The 17,669-nt window shown below is 72.4% G+C and carries 14 protein-coding genes; 5 read left to right on the top strand and 9 right to left on the bottom strand.

The window, feature by feature from the left end; genetic code table 11:
• Window positions 1–11: 11 nt before the first annotated feature.
• Window positions 12–716, bottom strand: a complete 705-nt coding sequence (locus ACWDX7_RS08340; protein WP_451492226.1) for an SIMPL domain-containing protein — start codon at window positions 714–716, stop codon at window positions 12–14.
• Window positions 717–945: 229 nt separating this feature from the next.
• Complete coding sequence (aroD, locus tag ACWDX7_RS08335; RefSeq protein ID WP_451492227.1) at window positions 946–1,698, bottom strand: type I 3-dehydroquinate dehydratase; 753 nt, start codon at window positions 1,696–1,698, stop codon at window positions 946–948.
• A 437-nt stretch (window positions 1,699–2,135) separates the two neighbouring features.
• Between aroD and ACWDX7_RS08330 the strand changes: the two genes are divergently transcribed.
• Complete coding sequence (locus tag ACWDX7_RS08330) at window positions 2,136–3,926, top strand: bifunctional metallophosphatase/5'-nucleotidase (RefSeq protein WP_451492228.1); 1,791 nt, start codon at window positions 2,136–2,138, stop codon at window positions 3,924–3,926.
• Between the two features lie 36 nt (window positions 3,927–3,962).
• Here ACWDX7_RS08330 and ACWDX7_RS08325 read toward each other — a convergent pair whose 3' ends face one another.
• The 5 genes from ACWDX7_RS08325 to ACWDX7_RS08305 all read right to left on the bottom strand — a co-directional run bounded on the left by ACWDX7_RS08325 (window position 3,963) and on the right by ACWDX7_RS08305 (window position 11,721).
• Window positions 3,963–5,372 carry a lysine N(6)-hydroxylase/L-ornithine N(5)-oxygenase family protein gene (locus ACWDX7_RS08325; protein WP_451492229.1) on the bottom strand — a complete coding sequence of 470 codons (1,410 nt, stop codon included), beginning with the start codon at window positions 5,370–5,372 and terminating at the stop codon, window positions 3,963–3,965.
• Window positions 5,369–6,778 carry a pyridoxal phosphate-dependent decarboxylase family protein gene (locus ACWDX7_RS08320; RefSeq protein WP_451492230.1) on the bottom strand — a complete coding sequence of 470 codons (1,410 nt, stop codon included), beginning with the start codon at window positions 6,776–6,778 and terminating at the stop codon, window positions 5,369–5,371. The genes ACWDX7_RS08325 and ACWDX7_RS08320 overlap by 4 nt, the downstream gene beginning before the upstream one ends.
• Window positions 6,779–7,372: 594 nt before the next feature.
• Window positions 7,373–9,904 carry an aminopeptidase N gene (pepN, locus tag ACWDX7_RS08315; protein WP_451492231.1) on the bottom strand — a complete coding sequence of 844 codons (2,532 nt, stop codon included), beginning with the start codon at window positions 9,902–9,904 and terminating at the stop codon, window positions 7,373–7,375.
• Between the two features lie 39 nt (window positions 9,905–9,943).
• Window positions 9,944–10,255: a chorismate mutase gene (locus tag ACWDX7_RS08310; RefSeq protein WP_451492232.1), complete on the bottom strand. Its 312-nt coding sequence runs from the start codon at window positions 10,253–10,255 to the stop codon at window positions 9,944–9,946.
• A gap of 713 nt (window positions 10,256–10,968) precedes the next feature.
• Complete coding sequence (locus ACWDX7_RS08305) at window positions 10,969–11,721, bottom strand: serine protease (protein WP_451492239.1); 753 nt, start codon at window positions 11,719–11,721, stop codon at window positions 10,969–10,971.
• Between the two features lie 716 nt (window positions 11,722–12,437).
• On the opposite strand from ACWDX7_RS08305, the gene ACWDX7_RS08300 reads away from it, so the two are divergent.
• On the top strand, window positions 12,438–13,163 hold the full coding sequence (locus ACWDX7_RS08300; protein WP_451492606.1) for an HAD family acid phosphatase: 726 nt from the start codon (window positions 12,438–12,440) through the stop codon (window positions 13,161–13,163).
• A gap of 270 nt (window positions 13,164–13,433) precedes the next feature.
• Here the strand turns inward: ACWDX7_RS08300 and ACWDX7_RS08295 are convergent, their stop codons facing one another.
• Window positions 13,434–14,345, bottom strand: a complete 912-nt coding sequence (locus ACWDX7_RS08295; protein ID WP_451492653.1) for an SDR family oxidoreductase — start codon at window positions 14,343–14,345, stop codon at window positions 13,434–13,436.
• 19 nt (window positions 14,346–14,364) lie between these two features.
• Entirely contained in the window at window positions 14,365–15,210 is an 846-nt protein-coding gene (locus ACWDX7_RS08290; protein WP_451492607.1) for an SDR family oxidoreductase, read from the bottom strand.
• A gap of 56 nt (window positions 15,211–15,266) precedes the next feature.
• Between ACWDX7_RS08290 and ACWDX7_RS08285 the strand changes: the two genes are divergently transcribed.
• The 3 genes from ACWDX7_RS08285 to ACWDX7_RS08275 all read left to right on the top strand — a co-directional run bounded on the left by ACWDX7_RS08285 (window position 15,267) and on the right by ACWDX7_RS08275 (window position 17,667).
• Window positions 15,267–16,028 carry an enoyl-CoA hydratase family protein gene (locus tag ACWDX7_RS08285; RefSeq protein WP_451492608.1) on the top strand — a complete coding sequence of 254 codons (762 nt, stop codon included), beginning with the start codon at window positions 15,267–15,269 and terminating at the stop codon, window positions 16,026–16,028.
• A complete protein-coding gene (locus ACWDX7_RS08280) occupies window positions 16,025–16,876 on the top strand; it encodes a CoA transferase subunit A (RefSeq protein ID WP_451492609.1) in 852 nt (283 codons plus the stop codon). Before ACWDX7_RS08285 ends, ACWDX7_RS08280 begins: the two co-directional genes overlap by 4 nt.
• 92 nt (window positions 16,877–16,968) lie before the next feature.
• Window positions 16,969–17,667: a CoA-transferase subunit beta gene (locus ACWDX7_RS08275; protein WP_451492654.1), complete on the top strand. Its 699-nt coding sequence runs from the start codon at window positions 16,969–16,971 to the stop codon at window positions 17,665–17,667.
• Window positions 17,668–17,669: the final 2 nt, after the last annotated feature.

The raw sequence follows: 17,669 nt of genomic DNA, 5'->3' as shown, positions 1-17,669 counted from the left end.
TTTTCTCTAGCTCAGAGCTGGGGAGGGGTCATGGTGAAGCGGGCGTTCACCTGGGCGTAGACGGTCTGGCGCTGGGGTTCCAGGTCGAGCGGCGGGGCGCCGGCGTCTTCGGCGCCGCCGTAGGCCATGGTCCGCATCGTGCCGCCGGGGGCGGCCGCGGTGAGGGTGACGGCGTTCTCGGCGCCGAGGTCGGCGAGTTCGACGAGGGCGGCGAGGCGGGCGCCGAGGGCTTCGGCGTATTCGCGGGCGCGCTGGACCGCTTCGAGTACGGCTTGGCGGCGGGCTTGTCCGTGGGCGGGGGAGGTGGGTCGCAGGGCCCACCAGGGGCCGTCGACCTGGGTGAGGTCGAGGTCGGCGAGGCGGGTGGTGAGTTCGCCCAGGGTGGTGAAGTCGTTGAGTTCGGCGGTGATGTGGACGCGGCCGTGGTAGGCGCGGATGCGTTCGCCGCGGCCGTGGCGGGTCAGTTCGGGGGTGATGGAGAAGGAGCCGGTTTCGAGTTTCTCGACGGGGTCGCCGTAGCCCTTGATGAGGTCGAGGACGGCGTTGTTGCGTCGGGTGAGGTCTTCGAGGGCGGTCCGCCGGTCGGTGCCGCGGGCGCTGACGGTGATCCCGATGCGGGCGATCTCGGGGTCGACTTCGATGCGGGCTTCGCCGCGGACTGCGACGCGGGGTACTTCGGGGGTTCCGTAGGGCTGGTGTGATGCGTCTTGGGTCATACCCGAAACTGTCGCATCGGAGGCCGACCCGGCAAGGGTGCGTCATCGCCGGGCGTGGGGTGGGATCGAACGCGCCGGGGCCGCCGCGGCTTCGTTCGGGGAAGGCGGCGGCCTGTAGGGGCCGTAGGACTGCGGGACTGCGGGACTGCGGGACTGCGGGACTGCGGGACTGCGGGACTGCGAGGGCTGCCGGGCTCCGGGCGCTGCGAGGCTGCCGGTGCTCCTGAGATCAGGCCGTTTCGGGAAGCTGCATTTCCAGCATCTTCTGCTCGTTGAACTTCGGGTAGAACTTGCGCAGCAGTGCGAAGGTCTCCGGGAAGTCGAGCTGGCCGGGGGCGGAGCTGCTGCCGATGAAGGAGTAGGTCACCCGTGACCCCAGGGCGGGGAAGAAGATGCGGGAGACGGCGCCGGTGGGGCCCATCGCGATGACGATGAGTTCCGTGTCGGCGTCCGCGTTGAGCAGCAGGGAGGCGAGCCGCTTCACGTCGCTTTCGGAGGTCACCATGGTGGACACCTTGACGATGTCGGCGCCGGCGGTCTTCGCGTCGTCGATGACGGCTTCGAGTTCCTCGGTGCTGGGGGTGTGCTCGAAGTTGTGGTAGGAGACGATCGCCACGGTGTCGTGCTGCTTGGCCGCGGCGATCACGTCGGCGAGGATTCCTCGTGAGGACAGTTCGATGTCCAGTGCCTCGACGTGGGGGGCCATCGCGCGGAACAGCTCAAGGCGCTCCTCCTCCGTGCCGTTCCAGTCGCCGCCTTCCTGCGCGGAGCGCACCGTGGCGAGGACGGGCAGGGAATGGAAGGTGCGGATCTGCTCCAGGACGTGCTCGGCGTCGGTCTGGGCAAACCTGTCGATGCGGAGTTCGGCGATGTCGATACCGGCTGCTTTCGCCTCGCTGGCAAGTCGCTCGCTGTCATTGTCGCGGAAGCTGACGGCCACGAGGGGAATTTCACTGTCGAGCAGCACCCGCATCATGTTCATTTACTTCGTCACATCCCTTTTGGAAATACTTGCGCCGCCAGCCCAGCCCTGCGATGTTCCACGGGATCATACCGCATCGGCCCTGCTGGAATGGGGCTGGGGCGGGCTCCCGCCCGTCTCTTCAAGCCTCGCTCGATGATGCCGGCGCCGGGGATTTCCGGGCGTTTTCCCGCAACGGGGTTTCGGGGAATCCGTCATGAAGGAATGGCGTGATGAATTCAAGAGTGGCCCGGCTTATCCCCTCCCGGCAGCAGGGGGAGTGGAGCTGGCCTGCGGCTGTGGGCGCGGGGTCGGCGGGTGCGGGGCTCCGGCGCGGGGTGGCGGGCACCGGCCGGCCTGTCCGGTGGTCACCGGATCGAAACCTGGGAGGGGTGTTGCGGCCGGTTGACCGCGGGTCAGAATCTACGCGCGTTGTTATGCGTCACGAGGGAGATGACATGCCGTTCGATCGTAGGACTTTTCTGGGCACTTCGGCTGCCACGGGTGCTGCCGTAGCGCTGGGAGGGGCGGCCGCCGCGCCCGCCGTCGCGCAACCGGGACCGCGCCGGCGGACGTACTCCTTCACCGTGATGGGGACCACCGACCTGCACGGGAACGTCTTCAACTGGGACTACTTCACCGACAAGGAGTTCGACGACAAGGCACACAACGACGTCGGTCTGGCGAAGATCTCCACCCTGGTCAATCAGGTGCGCGAGGAGAAGGGGCGGTGCAACACGCTGCTCATCGACGCGGGTGACACCATCCAGGGCACGCAGTTGTCGTACTACTACGCGAAGGTGGACCCGATCACGGCGCGGCAGGGTCCCGTGCACCCGATGGCCCAGGCGATGAACGCGATCGGCTACGACGCGGCGGCGCTGGGCAACCACGAGTTCAACTACGGCATTCCGGTGCTGCGGAAGTTCGAGGAGCAGTGCGACTTCCCGCTGCTGGGGGCGAACGCCCTGGACGCGAAGACGCTGCGGCCCGCTTTCCCGCCGTACAGCATGCACCGGCTGCGGACGCCGCACGGGCCGGATGTGAAGGTGGCGGTGCTGGGGCTGACGAACCCGGGGATCGCGATCTGGGACAAGGCCAACGTGCAGGGGAAGATGAGCTTCCCTGGGCTGGAGGAGCAGGCGGCGAAGTACGTGCCGCGGCTGCGTTCGCTGGGCGCCGATGTGGTGATCGTGTCGGCGCACTCGGGGTCGAGCGGTACTTCCTCGTACGGTGACCAGTTGCCGTACGTCGAGAACGCGGCGGGGCTGGTGGCGGAGCAGGTGCCGGGGATCGACGCGATCCTGGTGGGGCACGCTCACACGGAGATACCGGAGTACCGGGTGACGAACAAGGCGACCGGCAAGGAGGTCGTGCTGTCGGAGCCGCTGAAGTGGGGGCAGCGGCTGACGCTGTTCGACTTCGAGCTGACGTGGGCGAAGGGCCGCTGGTCGGTGGCGAAGGTCTCGGCGAAGGTGCTGAACTCCAATACGGTCGCGGAGGATCCGAAGATCACCGGCCTGTTGTCGGACGAGCACCGCAAGGTGGTGGCGTACGTGAACCAGGTGATCGGCACCTCGACGCAGGCCATGTCCTCGGCGGAAGGCCCGGTCAAGGACGTGGCGGTCATCGACTTGATCAACCACGTCCAGGCGGAGACGGTGCGGGCGGCTCTGGCGGGCACCCAGTGGGCCGCGCTGCCGGTGCTGTCGCAGGCCTCCTGTTTCTCGCGGACGGCGGCGATCCCGGCCGGGCAGGTGACGCTGCGGGACGCGGCGGGCCTGTACCCGTTCGAGAACACGCTGGAGGCGCGGCTGCTGACGGGCGCGCAGCTGAAGGACTACCTGGAGTATTCGGCGAAGTACTACGTGACGACGGCTCCCGGTGATGCGGTGGACCCGGCGAAGCTGACGAACGCCGAGGGCACGCCGGACTACAACTACGACGCCGTGTACGGGTTCACGTACGACATCGACATCGCGAAGCCGGCCGGTTCGCGGATCACGGGGCTGTCCTTCGAGGGCAAGCCGGTGGATCCGGCGGCGCGGTTCGTGCTCGCGGTGAACAACTACCGGGCTTCGGGCGGCGGGAACTTCCCGCACGTGCCGCAGGCCGAGCAGGTGTGGGCCGATTCGGACGAGATCCGCAACACGATCATCCAGTGGGTGAAGGCGAAGGGGAGCATCGATCCGGCTCGGTTCGCCTCGGTGGACTGGCGGCTGACCCGGGCGGGCGTGCCGGTCTTCTGAGCGAGCCGGAGCCCACGGGCCGCCGGAAGGCGGCGGCTACGGGTACTCGACCAGCGGGAGCAGTTCGCCCGCCGGCCGGGGGCGGGATCGTTCCCGCTGGTCGAGGCCGAAGGTGGTGAAGGCGGTGCGCTGCGGCTGGGGGTAGGGCTCCTTGCCCGTGAGGGTGTTCAGGATGGCGGCGCTGCGCCAGGCGGCGAGGCCGAGGTCGGGGGCTCCGACGCCGTGGGTGTGGCGTTCGCCGTTCTGGACGAAGACGCTTCCGGTGACGGTGGGGTCGAGGATCATCCGGTAGCGGTCGTCGATGCGGGGGCGGCCGGAGGAGTCCTTGCGCAGGTACGGGTCGAGGCCGGCGAGGAGTCGGCCGAGGGGGCGTTCCCGGTAGCCGGTGGCGAGGACCACGGCGTCGGTGGTGAGGCGGGACCGGGTGCCTTGTTCGAGGTGTTCGAGGTGCAGTTCGACTTTGGTGGTGGCGACGCGGCCGGCGGTACGGACGCTCACGCCGGGGGTGAGGACGGCGTCGGGCCAGCCGCCGTGGAGGGTGCGGCGGTAGAGCTCCTCGTGGATGGCGGCGATGGTGGCGGCGTCGATGCCCTTGTGGAGTTGCCATTGGGCGGGGACGAGCCGGTCGCGGACGGGTTCGGACAGGGAGTGGAAGTAGCGGGTGTAGTCGGGGGTGAAGTGTTCGAGGCCGAGCTTCGAGTACTCCATGGGGGCGAAGGCGGGGGTCCGGGCCAGCCAGGTGAGGTGTTCGCGGCCGCCGGGGCGGGCGCGCAGCAGGTCGAGGAAGACCTCGGCGCCGGACTGGCCGGATCCGATGACGGTGACGTGCTCGGCGGCGAGGATGCGCTCGCGGTTGTCGAGGTACTCGGAGGAGTGCATCACCGGGACGGTGGGGGCTTCGGCGAGGGGGCGCAGGGGTTCGGGGACGTAGGGTGCGGTGCCGATGCCGAGGGCGATGTTGCGGGTGTAGGTGCGGCCGAGGGCTTCGACTTCGCCGTCGGCGTCGAGCTGGGTGAAGTCGACTTCGAAGAGGTCGCGTTCCGGGTTCCAGCGGACGGCGTCGACGTGGTGGCCGAAGTGGAGGCCGGGGAGGCGGCCGGCGACCCAGCGGCAGTAGGCGTCGTATTCGGCGCGCTGGATGTGGAACTGCTCGGCGAAGTAGAAGGGGAAGAGCCGTTCCTTGTGTTTGAGGTAGCTGAGGAAGCTCCAGGGGCTGGCCGGGTCGGCGAGGGTGACGAGGTCGGCGAGGAAGGGGACTTGGAGGGTGGCTCCCTCGATGAGGAGTCCGGGGTGCCAGCGGAAGTCGCGGCGCTGGTCGTAGAAGGCGGTGGCGAGTTCTCCTGTTCCTTGCTGCGGCAGGCCGTGGGCGAGCGCCGCGAGGGACAGGTTGAAGGGGCCGATGCCGATTCCGACGAGGTCGTGGGGTGTATCGAGGTGGGCGGTCATCGGGGGGTCCTGCCTTCCAGGAGGGTGACGAGGGTGTCCAGGTCCCGCGCCGTGGTGTGGGGGTTGAGCAGGGTGGCTTTGAGCCAGAGGCGGCCGTCGGCCCGGGTGCGGCCGAGGACGGCGCTGCCGTCGTGCAGGAGGGTGCGGCGCAGGGTGGCGAGCCGGGTGTCGTCGGCGTGGGCGGGCCGGAAGAGGACGGTGCTGATGGTGGGCGCCGAGTGGAGTTCGAAGCCGGGGTGTGCGTCGAGGGTCCGGGCGAGGTGGTGGGCGAGTTCGCAGGTGCGGTCGATGAGCCGGGCGAGGCCGTCGCGGCCCAGTGCGCGCAGGGTGGTGGCGATCTTGAGGGCGTCGGGGCGGCGGGTGGTGCGCAGGGAGCGGCCGAGGAGGTCGGGCAGGCCGGCTTCGGTGTCGTCGGTGGCGTTGAGGTAGTCGGCCTGGTGGGCGAGGGGGGCCAGCAGGGCGGTGTCGGGGACGGCGAGCAGTCCGGCGGCGACGGGCTGCCAGCCGAGTTTGTGCAGGTCGATGGTGAGGGAGTGGGCGCGGCCGAGTCCGGCGAGTTTGTCGCGGTGGCGGGGGCTGAGGGCGAGCAGGCCCCCGTAGGCGGCGTCGATGTGGAGGTCGGCGCGGTAGCGGTCGCAGACGTCGGCGATGCGGTCGAGCGGGTCGATGAGTCCGGCGTCGGTGGTGCCGGCGGTGGCGGTGACGAGTACGGGGCCGTGGCGGGTGGCGGCGGCCAGGGCGTCGGCCAGGGCGCCGGGGTGGATCACTCCGGTGGGAGTGGGGAGGGCCACGGCCGGGGGCAGGCCGAGGAGCCAGGCGGCGCGGGGGACGGAGTGGTGGGCGTTGGCTCCGTGCAGGACGGTCAGGCGGGGGCCGTGGCGTTCGCGGGCGAGGAGCAGGGCCAGTTGGTTGGCTTCGGTGCCGCCGGTGGTGACGAGGGCGTCGGCGTAGGGGGTGGCGTAGAACTCGGCGGCGAGGGTGCGGGTGAGGAGCGCTTCGAGGGTGGCGGCGGCGGGGGCCTGGTCCCAGGAGTCGAGGGACGGGTTGAGGGCGCTGGCGGCGAGGTCGGCGGCGGCCGCGACGGCGAGCGGCGGGCAGTGGAGGTGGGCCGCGCAGAGGGGGTCGGCGGGATCGGCGGCGCCGGCGGCGAGGGTGTGCACGAGGGTCCGTAGCGCTTCGTGGTCGCCGGTTCCGTGATCGGGCAGTACGTCGCCCAGTGCGGCTTGGACGCGGGCCGCGAGCGGGCCCGGGCCGCCGGGCGGAAGCGGCCCGCCGCGTTCCTCGGCTCCGGTGCGCAGGGCGTCGAGGACGGTGTCGAGCAGCGGACGCAGGGCGTCGGCGCCCGCGCGGCCGCCGGCGAGCGGGGGCAGCGGGGGTGGTGTGCGTGTGCCGGGCGGCGCTGTCATGTGGGGTCCTCCGAGGCGGGGCGGTCGGGGCCTGCGGTGCCGTGCGTACGGGGTGGCGGGGCGGGCGCACCCGGCCGGTACAACGATCAGACCCGAATGGGGTAACCGCCGGGGTTTGTTCCGGATCAACGTTCCTGCGGCGGGCCCTGCCGGGCGGGGGGCGGTCTCGGGCGGCGCCTGCCGGGCGGGGGGCGGAGGTCCGGCGGGGCGGGGGCTGCCCCGCGGGGGTGGGGGGACGCCTGCCGGGCGGGCGGGGGGGGCCGCCAGGCGGGGGCGGTCTCAGGCCGACGCCTGCCGGGCGGGCGGCGGGGGGCGGAGCCTGCCGGGCGGGGGCGGTCTCAGGCCGACGCCTGCTGGGCGGGGGCGGGGGCGGAGCCCTGGCGGGCCCGGTGCGGGCCGAGCACGGCGCTGGTCCGGCGGTAGGGCGCCGCGCACCGCCCGGCTCCGGCCCCCGCCTGCGACGGGGCGGGGGCGGGGCCGGGGGCAACGGGGGCCCGGGACCTGCGCGGCCGTCGTAGCGGCCGGGGGCCCGGGGCCCGGGCCCGAGGGGGCTGCGGGCGGGGTTCCCGGTCCGGGCCGGAGTGAGCGGGAGGGTCAGGCCGTGCGGATGCGCAGGGCGCGGGCCAGGTCGTCCAGCTGGTCGACGAGCTTGCGGCGCAGGAGCGGCAGGATCTCCGCGTCCGCATCGGTGAGGCAGGCATGGCCCGCCCGGAGGTTGGCCTCGTCCACGGCGTAGGCCGGGAACGCCCAGCGGCCCGCTGCCTCGGCGATGGCCGGGCCGCGGCGGGCGCCGAGGGCGACGGCCTCCCGGTAGAACCGCGGTACGTACTCCCGTACGAGATCGCCTTGTTCGGCCTGCCAGAACCCCTGCGCGGTGGCGCTGAACAGGTAGTTGGACAGGCTGTCGTCATGGAAGAGGCGGTTCCAGGCGGCGGCCTTGGCCTCGGCGGAGGGCAGCGCGGCGCGGCAGCGGGCCGCGCCTTCCGCGCCGGTGGCGCTGGGGTCGGCGGCGAGGGCCGCGTCGATCTGGGCCTCATCGACGGCGCCCAGGACGGCGAGCCGGGCGAGGATGCGCCAGCGCAGCTCCGGGTCGAGTTCGGGGCCGCCGGGCACGGTGCCGTCGGCGAGCCAGGTGATGAGGGGGTCGGGGCCGGTGGCGCTGTCGATGAGGGCGCGTACGGCGGTCAGCCGCAGTCCGGGTTCCGAGCCGTCCTCGGTGCGCCGCAGCAGGTCGTGGGCGATCGCGGCGAGGGTGGTGAGCGCCTCGGTCCGCTCGGAGGGGGCGGTGTAGCGGTCGGCGATCTGGGTCCGGGCGAAGGCGAGGACGCCTTGGACGATGGCCAGGTCGCGTTCCTGGGGCAGGTGCGCTCCGGCGGTGGCGAGGTAGGCGCCGGGCTCCAGTTCCCCGTCGCGGACCATGTCGCGCAGGGAGTTCCAGACGACGGCGCGGGTGAGCGGTTCGGGGATGCGGGAGAGGCCGCGCAGGGCGGTTTCGACGGAGGTCTCGTCGAGCCTGACCTTGGCGTAGGTGAGGTCGCCGTCGTTGAGGACGAGCAGCGCGGGGCGCGGGCCGGTCACGGAGACCACTTCGTCGGACGGGACGTCGAGGTGGAGCAGTTCGTGCTGTTCCAGGACGGCGTCGGCGGCGGGGGCGCGGTGGTAGGCGCCGGCCGCGATGTGGTGGGGGCGGCTGCCCTGGCGCTCGACGGTGAGGGTCCAGCCGCCGGGGCTCTCCTCGATCCTGGGCGTGAGGGTGTCGATGCCGGTGGTGCGCAGCCAGATGCCGGCCCAGGCGTGGACGTCGCGTTCGGTGTGGGCGGCGAGGGAGTCCACGAAGTCGGCGAGGGAGGCGTTGGTGAACTTGTGGCGGGCGAAGTGGGTGTTGATGCCGGCCAGGAAGTCCTTCTCGCCGAGCCAGGCGACGAGTTGGCGCAGGGCGGAGGCGCCCTTGGCGTAGGAGATGCCGTCGAAGTTGAGGAGGGCGGAGGCGGTGTCGGGTACGTCGGCGGGGTCGGGGGCGACGGGGTGGGTGGAGGGGCGCTGGTCGGCGTCGTAGCCCCAGGACTTGCGTTCGACGCCGAAGTCGGTCCAGGTGCCGGTGAAGCGGGTGGCTTCGGTGAGGGTCTGGTAGCCCATGTATTCGGCGAAGGATTCGTTCAGCCAGATGTCGTCGAACCAGCGCAGGGTGACGAGGTCGCCGAACCACATGTGGGCCATCTCGTGGGCGATGACCATGGCGCGGCGCTGCCGCTCGGTGTCGGTGACGGCGGACCGGTAGATGAACTCGTCGCGGAAGGTGACCAGGCCCGGGTTCTCCATGGCGCCCGCGTTGAACTCGGGGACGAAGGCCTGGTCGTAGGAGTCGAAGGGGTACGGCTCGGTGAACTTCTCGTGGTAGCGGTCGAAGCAGTCCGTGGTGATGGACAGGATCTCCTCGGCGTCGGCGTCGAGGTGGGGGGCGAGGGACTGCCGGCAGTGGATGGCGAAGGGCAGTCCGACGTGCTGGGTGCGCACGCTGTGCCAGGGGCCGGCCGCGACGGCGGCGAGGTAGGTGGAGATGAGCGGTGTCGGGGCGGACTGCCAGATGGCGGCGCCGTCCGGGTCGTCGGTGTCCTGCCCGCCGGTGCGCTGGGTGCGCTGGGTGATGCCGTTGGCGAGGACGGTCCAGTGTGCGGGGGCGGTGACGGTGAACTCGAAGACGGCCTTCAGGTCGGGCTGGTCGAAGGCCGGGAAGACGCGCTGGACGTCGTCCAGGAACATCTGGGTGTAGACGTACGTCTCCCCGTCCGCGGGGTCGGTGAAGCGGTGCAGGCCTTCGCCGGTGCGGGAGTAGCGCATGAGGGTGTCGATGCGCAGCTCGTGGGCGCCTTCGGCGAGGCCGGCGAGGTGGAGGCGGTTGTCCTGGAAGGCGTGGGCGGGGACGGGGTCGCCGTCCAGGAGCGCCGAGTTCAGGTGTTCCGGCTTCAGCTCGACGAAGGTGTCGCATGCGGTGCGGGTGGTGAAGCGGATCACCGCGAAGGAGTGGAAGGTCTCGTCGCCGCGCGTGAGGTCGAGGCTGACGGCGTAGTGGTGGACGTCGAGGAGCTGGGCTCGGGTCTGCGCTTCGTTGCGCGTCAATGCGGGCATGGGCCCATGCTGCCGCAAGGGGGCAGCCGGACCTCGGTTCTACTCTTCGCCCGCCGCGATCGTCTCGTGGTGGCGGATGACCTCGGCGATGATGAAGTTCAGGAGCTTCTCGGCGAAGGCCGGGTCGAGCTTGGCGTTCTCGGCGAGCTGGCGCAGCCGGGTGATCTGGCTGGCCTCGCGACTCGGATCGGCCGGGGGGAGCTGGTGCTTGGCCTTGAGATGGCCGACCTGCTGGGTGCACTTGAAGCGCTCGGCGAGCATGTGGACGACGGCCGCGTCGATGTTGTCGATGCTGTCCCGCAGGCGGGCGAGTTCGGCGGTGACGTTCTCGTCGATGTCGCTGGTGTTCATGGTTCCCGAGAATACGTGGCGCGCGGCAGTCCTTCCCCGGCCAGCCGCTCCGTGAGACGCGGCCCGTCGGGGGCCCACGGGCCGCCCGGGTCGGGTGACCACCCGACCGCGCCTCGGGGGGGTGACCGGGGGGCGAGCGAGTCGCCGGGGGCTGTGCGCGCCGGGCGGGGCGGTGCGGGTGGCCCGGGGTGTACGGGTGCCCGTGCGGGGCGGCGCGGGAGCTGGCGCGGGCCGGTACGGGTCCTCGTGCGGGCCGGTACGGGTCCCCGTGCGGGCCGGTACGGGTCCCCGTGCGGGCCGGTACGCGCGGGCCGACCGGCTTCGCCGGGGCCGCCACGGCCCCGCTCCCCGGCTACCGCGCAGCCAGGATCCCCGGCCGGGGCCGGACGGACCGGTCGGGCGCGGCCGGACGAGCCGGGCGGGCACCCTACGGGGGCTCGTGCAGGCCGGTACGGGTCCCCGTGCGGGCCTGCACACCCGGGGCGGCAGGCTTCGCCGGAACGGCCGTGGCCCCCGCACTCCCCCGGCTACCGCGCAGCCAGGGTCCCCGGCCGGGCGCGGCCGGGCGAGCCGGGCGGGCGCCGTGGCGGGACCGCAGGGAGGTATCGCCTCGGCCGGGCGCGGCCGAAGCCGCCCCGTGGCGGGCCCGGCCGAAGCCGGGGTGGGGGGCGTCCTTCCGGTCGGTTTGCGGGCGGCCGGAAGGACGGTGGGGGCTACATGCCTGCCGCGGCGGTCTTGATCTCGTCGGCGAAGGCGGAGACCTCGGTGTAGACGCCGGGGTAGTCGGGCCTGGCGCAGCCCTGACCCCAGCTGACTATGCCGACCTGGATCCAGGCGTTCGTGTTGTCTCGGCGGAACATGGGGCCGCCGGAGTCGCCCTGGCAGGTGTCGACTCCGCCCTGGTCGAAGCCGGCGCAGATCTCCTCGTCGGGGACGAGGCTGCTGCCGTACGAGGCCTGGCAGCTGGCGTCGGAGACGAAGGGCACGGTGGCCTTCATCAGGTAGCGCTGCTGGCTTCCGCCCTCGCGCGTGGCTCCCCAGCCCGCGACGGTGAAGGTGCCGTTGTCGTAGGCGTTGGTCTCGGCGATCTTGAGGGTGGGCAGGTTGATGGGCTGGGCAAGTTTGATGAGGGCCCAGTCCTTGCCCTGGCCGTTGTAGCCGGGGGCTTGGAGCACCTTGGTGGATTTGACCTTGATGGCGCTGGAGCTTCTGAGGTCCACGACTCCGGCGGTGGCGGTGATGGTGGTGTTGTTGCCGGAGCCGTTCACGCAGTGGGCGGCGGTCAGGACGATCTGCTGGGTGTAGAGGGAGCCTCCGCAGCCCATGGAGAGGCGGACCATGAAGGGGAATTCGCCCTGGGCGGCGCGGGTGCCGCCGACGACGGGGGCCGGGGAGGCGGTGGCGGAAGTGGGCTGGAGGCTGACGGCCGCGAGGGCCACCGCGCCGGCGGCGAGGGTTCGCTTCATGAACCGCGCGAGAGTGGTCACAGTCAACACACTGCCTTTCGTGGGGGGTTGGGCCGTGCGCGCCATTGGGTGAATGACGGGTCCATGACACATCAGAGGTAAGGCGGGCATCAAGAACGCGTTTTTGGCCAACTTCGGCCGCTGACGGCAGGGGTTGCGGCGCGGGGCAGCCGATGACGCAGAACCGCAGGCGGGCCGGCCCCCAGGCGCACGGATTTCCCTACCGGGCGGGACCGCGCGGACCTCGATCACCGCCCCCTTCCGGCGCCTGCCGCCCCCGTGGGATCCGCGCGTACGCGAACGAGCGCGGCCTGCACGACCTGCCCGTACGCGGCCTTCGCCACCCCCGACGACCCGCACCGGGCGACCTCCGCCGTCATGCGCGCCCTACGACCACCGAAGCACGCCCGGTGGTCGGCTTCCGGCCGATGGCGTAGCAGGCCACGGCGGAACTGGCCGCAGGCTCCGGGCACTTCATCAAGGCGAGCGACCGATTCCACCCACCCCGCCGCCCGAGCCTTTCCGCCACCACGGAGGACTCGTGAACCTCCTGCGCCCACCGGGGCCGCAGCGACCGCCGGTGCCGGTGCGCAAATCGCCGGCGGCGGATTCACCGGGCGGCCACGAGAAGTTTCCTACCGACCAGTAGACATGGGTTCCGGACACCCCGACCCTGGTCGTGAACATGCCAGTTCACGACCCGAGGAGCGCCCCCCATGCGCATCAACCGCCGCATCCACACGGCCCGTACGCCCCGCACCGCCGCAATCGCAGTGGCCGCCGCGGCGGCCGTCCTGACGCTCCTTCCGGCCACCGCCGCCCAGGCGGCCCCGGCGACGGCGACGCTGCCGGCCACCGGCACTCAGCTGGCGCCGTACGGGACGTACGCGGCCTCCACGGCCTCGGCCTCGTCCGCACCCGGCGGCAACGCGGCGCTCCTCGGCATCGATTACGCCACCTGGCAGCGCGACGTCGCCGCCGTCATCGACGCGGCCCGCCCCGCCATCGAGCAGCGCATCGCCGCCTCACCCGCCGGAGAGAAGCCCGCCCTCGTCCTCGACATCGACAACACGTCGCTGGAGACGGACTTCCACTGGTTCTGGACCTTCCCGACCCCCGCGATCGCCAAGGTCCGCGAGCTGACCCGGTACGCCGACGAGCGCGGCGTCGCCGTCTTCTTCGTCACCGCCCGCCCCGGGATCATCCACTCCCTCACCGAGCACAACCTCAAGGCGGTCGGCTACCCGGTCTCCGGCCTGTACGTCAGGGACCTGCCGGACCTGTTCGAGGAGGTCAGCGCGTACAAGACGGGCAAGCGCGCCGAGATCGAAGCGCGGGGCTACACCATCATCGCCAACATCGGCAACAAGCCGAGCGACCTCGTCGGGGGCCACGCCGAGCGCACCGTCAAGCTGCCGGACTACGACGGCAAGCTCTCCTGACCCGGGCGGTCCGGCGAGGACGGACAAGTTGATGCGGCGGTGTGGTTCGGCAGCGGGGCGCACGGGGTAGTGATACCTCAGCGCACGAATGAAGGACCAGGGCCCGACCCCTCGCCAGGGGGCCGGGCCCTCCGCCGTTCCGCCGTTCCGCCGTTCCAGTCTTTGCCCGAGCGGCCGGCCCCGGGCCCGACCCGCCCGCGTACGGTAGGCAGCGGACCCGTACCGGCCCGGAGACGCACCGGTACGGCCCCGGCCCCGGCCCGTACCGGCTCAGCGAGCCCCGTACACCGGCAGCGGGGTTCCGGCCGCCGACAGGAGCTTCGCCGCTGCCTCGCCCGCCTCGGCGGGGGTCCAGCGGGTCCCCCGGTCGGCGGTGGGGCCGGGACGCCAGCCCTCCATCACCGTGATCCTGCCGCCCTCCGCCTCGAAGACGCGGCCCGTGACGCCCGCCGAGGCATCCGCGCCGAGCCAGACCACCAGAGGGGACACGTTCTCCGGGGCCATCGCGTCGAAGCCGCCCTCCGCCGGGGCGGCCATGGTCCCCGCGAAGGTCTCCTCCGTCATCCGGGTCCGCGCCGCCGGGGCGATGGCGTTGACCTGGACCCCGTACCGTCCCATCTCCGCGGCCGCGACCAGGGTCAGGCCGAGGATGCCCGCCTTGGCCGCGCTGTAGTTGCCCTGCCCGACCGAGCCCAACAGCCCTGCCCCGGACGTGGTGTTGACCACGCGGGCGGCCACCGGACGCCCGGCCTTGGCCTGCGCCCGCCACCAGCGGGCCGCGCACCGCAGCGGGAGGAAGTGCCCCTTCAGGTGGACCCGCACGACCGCGTCCCAGTCCTCCTCGCCCAGGTTGACCAGCATCCGGTCGCGCAGGAAACCGGCGTTGTTGACGAGCGTGTCCAGCCTCCCGAAGGCTGAGAGGGCGGTCTCGATGAGCGAGGCGGCGCCCTCGCCCGTCGCGACATCCCCGCCGTGCGCCACCGCCTCCCCGCCCAGCGCCCGGATCTCCGCCACGACCCGGGCCGCCGGACCGTCCGGCCCCGGCAGTCCGTCGAGGCCGACCCCCAGGTCGTTGACCACGACCCGCGCCCCCTGCGCCGCGAAGGCCAGCGCGTGGGCCCGGCCCAGGCCCCGCCCCGCGCCCGTCACGATCACGACTCGGCCCTCGCACATGCCCGCCATGCCTGCCGTGCCTGCCATGTCAGCCCTCCTCGCTTTCCGCGTTCGCCGCGCTTCCCGCGCTTCCCGCGCCGGCCTTGCCGCTCTCCACGTTGACGTTGGCCGCGGCCAGGAATGCCGGGCGCTCCCCGCCCCCGTGCACCAGCAGGCTGGCCCCGCTGATGTATCCGGCCCGGCCGGAGGCCAGGAAGACGGCCGCCTCCCCCACCTCCGAGGGCTCCGCCAGCCGCCCCAGCGGCACGGTCGCGCCCACGGCCGCGACGCCCGCCTCGTCCCCGTAGTGCAGGTGGGCCAGTTCGGTCCGCACCATGCCGAGGACCAGCGAGTTCACCCGTACGTCCGGCGCCCACTCCACGGCCATGGACCGGGCCAGGTGCTCCAGCCCCGCCTTCGCCGCCCCGTACGCGGCCGTCCCCGGGGAGGGCCGTGTCCCGCTGACGCTGCCGATCATCACCACCGATCCCCCCGCCCGCCTCAGCCAGGGGTACGCCGCCAGTGAGGCCGTCAGCGGCGCCAGCAGGTTGAGTTCCACGACCCGCGCGTGCCGCCGCACCTCGCCCACACCATCGGTCTCGCCCTCACCCCCGCCCAGCAGTCGGTACGGGGTCCCGCCCGCGTTGTTGACCAGGCAGTCGAGCCGCCCGTACCGCCGGGCGACCGAGCCGAAGAACTCCTCAACGGCGGCGGGGTCGCGCAGGTCGAGGGCGGTGAAGGCCGCCTTCCGCCCGCCGGCCGACACCGGTTCCGGAGGCGGCCGGCGCGCGCAGACGACGACCCGCGCCCCCGCCGCGAGGAACGACCGGGCGATGCCGGCGCCGACGCCCCTGGTCCCGCCGGTGACGACGGCGACCCTCCCCTCCAGCTCCATGGGCTGCTACCTTCCTCGCCTAACAAATGTTTGGTGGAAAGGTAGCTGATCCGCTCATGGGTGTCTCCACCTCCGCCCCCGCCAAGGGCATCGCGCTCGTCACGGTCGACTTCCCGCCGGTCAACGCACTGCCCGTACACGGCTGGTACGAGCTCGCCGACGCCGTGCGCGCCGCCGGGCGCGACCCAGAGATCCGCTGTGTCGCCCTCGCCGCCGAGGGCCGCGGATTCAACGCCGGCGTCGACATCAAGGAGTTGCAGCGCGACAGCGGCCACGCCTCCCTCATCGGCGCCAACCGGGGCTGCTACGAGGCCTTCGCCGCCGTGTACGACTGCGAGGTGCCGGTCGTCGCCGCCGTGCAGGGCTTCTGCTTGGGCGGTGGCATCGGCCTGGCCGGGAACGCCGACGCCATCGTCGCCTCTGACGACGCCGCCTTCGGCCTGCCGGAGCTCGACCGGGGCGCGCTCGGCGCCGCCACGCACCTGTCGCGGCTGGTCCCGCAGCACCTGATGCGCGCCCTCTACTACACCTCGCGGACCGCGAGCGCCGCCGAACTGCACGCACACGGCTCGGTCTGGAAGGTGGTCCCCCGCGCGCAGCTGCGGGCGGCGGCCCTGGAGCTGGCCGCCGAGATCGCGCGCAAGGACGGCTACCTGATCCGGCTCGCCAAGGCCGCCATCAACGGTATCGACCCCGTCGACGTGCACCGCAGCTACCGCTTCGAGCAGGGCTTCACCTTCGAGGCCGGTCTCAGCGGGGTCGCCGACCGGGTCCGCGACACCTTCGCCGCCACCGCACGACGGGAGGAACCGGCATGACCGACAAGAGCATGACCTGCGAGGAGGTGATCGGCCGGCTGCGCAGCGGGATGACCCTCGGCATCGGCGGCTGGGGCTCGCGTCGCAAGCCCATGGCCCTGGTGCGCGCGCTGCTGCACTCGGACATCACCGATCTGACGGTGGTCTCGTACGGCGGTCCCGATATCGGGCTGCTGGCCGCCGCCGGCCGGATCCGCAGGCTCGTCGCCCCGTTCGCGACCCTCGACTCCATCGCGCTGGAGCCCCACTTCCGCGCCGCCCGCGAGCGCGCCGCCTTCGCGTTCACCGAGCTCGATGAGGCCATGTTCATGTGGGGTTTGCGGGCCGCCGCCCATCGGCTGCCCTTCCTGCCCGTCCGCGCCGGCCTGGGCTCCGACGTCATGCGGGTCAATCCGGAGCTGCGTACGGTCACTTCCCCCTACGCGGACGGCGAGGAGTTCGTCGCCGTGCCCGCCCTGCGCATGGACGCCGCGCTGGTGCACCTCAACCGCGCCGACCGCCTCGGCAACGCCCAGTACCTGGGCCCGGACCCGTACTTCGACGACCTCTTCTGCGAGGCCGCCGACGCCGCCTACGTCTCCTGCGAACAGCTGGTCGAGACGGCGGAGTTGTCCAAGGCCGGTCCCCCGCAGTCCCTCCTCGTCAGCCGCCACCACGTCTCGGGGGTCGTGGAGACGCCGAACGGCGCGCACTTCACCTCCTGCGCGCCGGACTACGGCCGCGACGAGGCCTTCCAGAAGCTGTACGCGACCACCCCCTGGTCCGAGTTCACCGGGCGGTTCCTCCACGGCGCGAGTGAGTACGACTACCAGTGCGCCGTGCGGACCTGGCAGGAGGAGCAGCGGTGACGGCCACACCGGCGACCCCGCCGACACCCCGGCCCACGGCCGAAGCCACGCCCGCGGCTCCGCCCACGGCCGTCAGCCGGGCCGAGTACTGCGTGATCGCATGCGCCGAGGCCTGGCGCGGCGACGGCGAGGTGCTCGCCAGCCCGATGGGCCTCATCCCCTCCATCGGGGCCCGCCTCGCCAAGCACACCTTCTCCCCCGACCTGCTGCTGACCGACGGCGAAGCCATGCTCGTCTCGCTCGACGGCACGGCCGAGGGCTGGCTCCCGTACCGCCGCCATCTGGCCCTGGTCACCGGCGGCCGGCGGCACGTGATGATGGGCGCCAGCCAGATCGACCGGTTCGGCAACCAGAACATCTCCTGCATCGGCGACTGGCAACGCCCGGCGCGCCAGCTCCTCGGCGTGCGCGGGGCGCCCGTCAACACCCTCAACAACCCGGTGAGTTACTGGGTGCCGAAACACTCCACCCGGGTCTTCGTGGAACGGGTCGACATGGTCAGCGGCGTCGGCTACGACCGCGCCGCCCAGGCCGGGGTGACCCGCTACCACCGCCTGCCCCGAGTGGTCAGCGACCTCGGCGTCTTCGACTTCACCGGGCCCGGCCACACGATGCGCCTGGCCTCCCTGCACCCCGGGGTCACCGTCGAGCAGGTCCGGGCGGCCACCGGCTTCGAGCCGGCCGTCGCCGGGGAGGTCCCGTACACCCGGGAGCCGACCGCGCACGAGCTGCGGCTGATCCGCGAGGTGATCGATCCGGGGGGTCTGCGGGACCGGGAAGTACGGGGCTGATC

This window comes from Streptomyces sp. NPDC003034, from assembly GCF_053591375.1.
The sequence above is the reverse complement of the archived record's forward strand: the minus strand, read 5'-3'. Positions and strand labels throughout refer to the sequence as shown.

Excerpts from the sequence above, each read along its gene's own strand:
- ACWDX7_RS08340 (WP_451492226.1), bottom strand. The coding sequence starts at position 716 with ATGACCCAAGACGCATCACACCAGCCCTACGGAACCCCCGAAGTACCC.
- aroD (WP_451492227.1), bottom strand. The coding sequence starts at position 1,698 with ATGAACATGATGCGGGTGCTGCTCGACAGTGAAATTCCCCTCGTGGCC.
- ACWDX7_RS08330 (WP_451492228.1), top strand. The coding sequence starts at position 2,136 with ATGCCGTTCGATCGTAGGACTTTTCTGGGCACTTCGGCTGCCACGGGT.
- ACWDX7_RS08325 (WP_451492229.1), bottom strand. The coding sequence starts at position 5,372 with ATGACCGCCCACCTCGATACACCCCACGACCTCGTCGGAATCGGCATC.
- ACWDX7_RS08320 (WP_451492230.1), bottom strand. The coding sequence starts at position 6,778 with ATGACAGCGCCGCCCGGCACACGCACACCACCCCCGCTGCCCCCGCTC.
- pepN (WP_451492231.1), bottom strand. The coding sequence starts at position 9,904 with ATGCCCGCATTGACGCGCAACGAAGCGCAGACCCGAGCCCAGCTCCTC.
- ACWDX7_RS08310 (WP_451492232.1), bottom strand. The coding sequence starts at position 10,255 with ATGAACACCAGCGACATCGACGAGAACGTCACCGCCGAACTCGCCCGC.
- ACWDX7_RS08305 (WP_451492239.1), bottom strand. The coding sequence starts at position 11,721 with ATGAAGCGAACCCTCGCCGCCGGCGCGGTGGCCCTCGCGGCCGTCAGC.
- ACWDX7_RS08300 (WP_451492606.1), top strand. The coding sequence starts at position 12,438 with ATGCGCATCAACCGCCGCATCCACACGGCCCGTACGCCCCGCACCGCC.
- ACWDX7_RS08295 (WP_451492653.1), bottom strand. The coding sequence starts at position 14,345 with ATGGCGGGCATGTGCGAGGGCCGAGTCGTGATCGTGACGGGCGCGGGG.
- ACWDX7_RS08290 (WP_451492607.1), bottom strand. The coding sequence starts at position 15,210 with ATGGAGCTGGAGGGGAGGGTCGCCGTCGTCACCGGCGGGACCAGGGGC.
- ACWDX7_RS08285 (WP_451492608.1), top strand. The coding sequence starts at position 15,267 with ATGGGTGTCTCCACCTCCGCCCCCGCCAAGGGCATCGCGCTCGTCACG.
- ACWDX7_RS08280 (WP_451492609.1), top strand. The coding sequence starts at position 16,025 with ATGACCGACAAGAGCATGACCTGCGAGGAGGTGATCGGCCGGCTGCGC.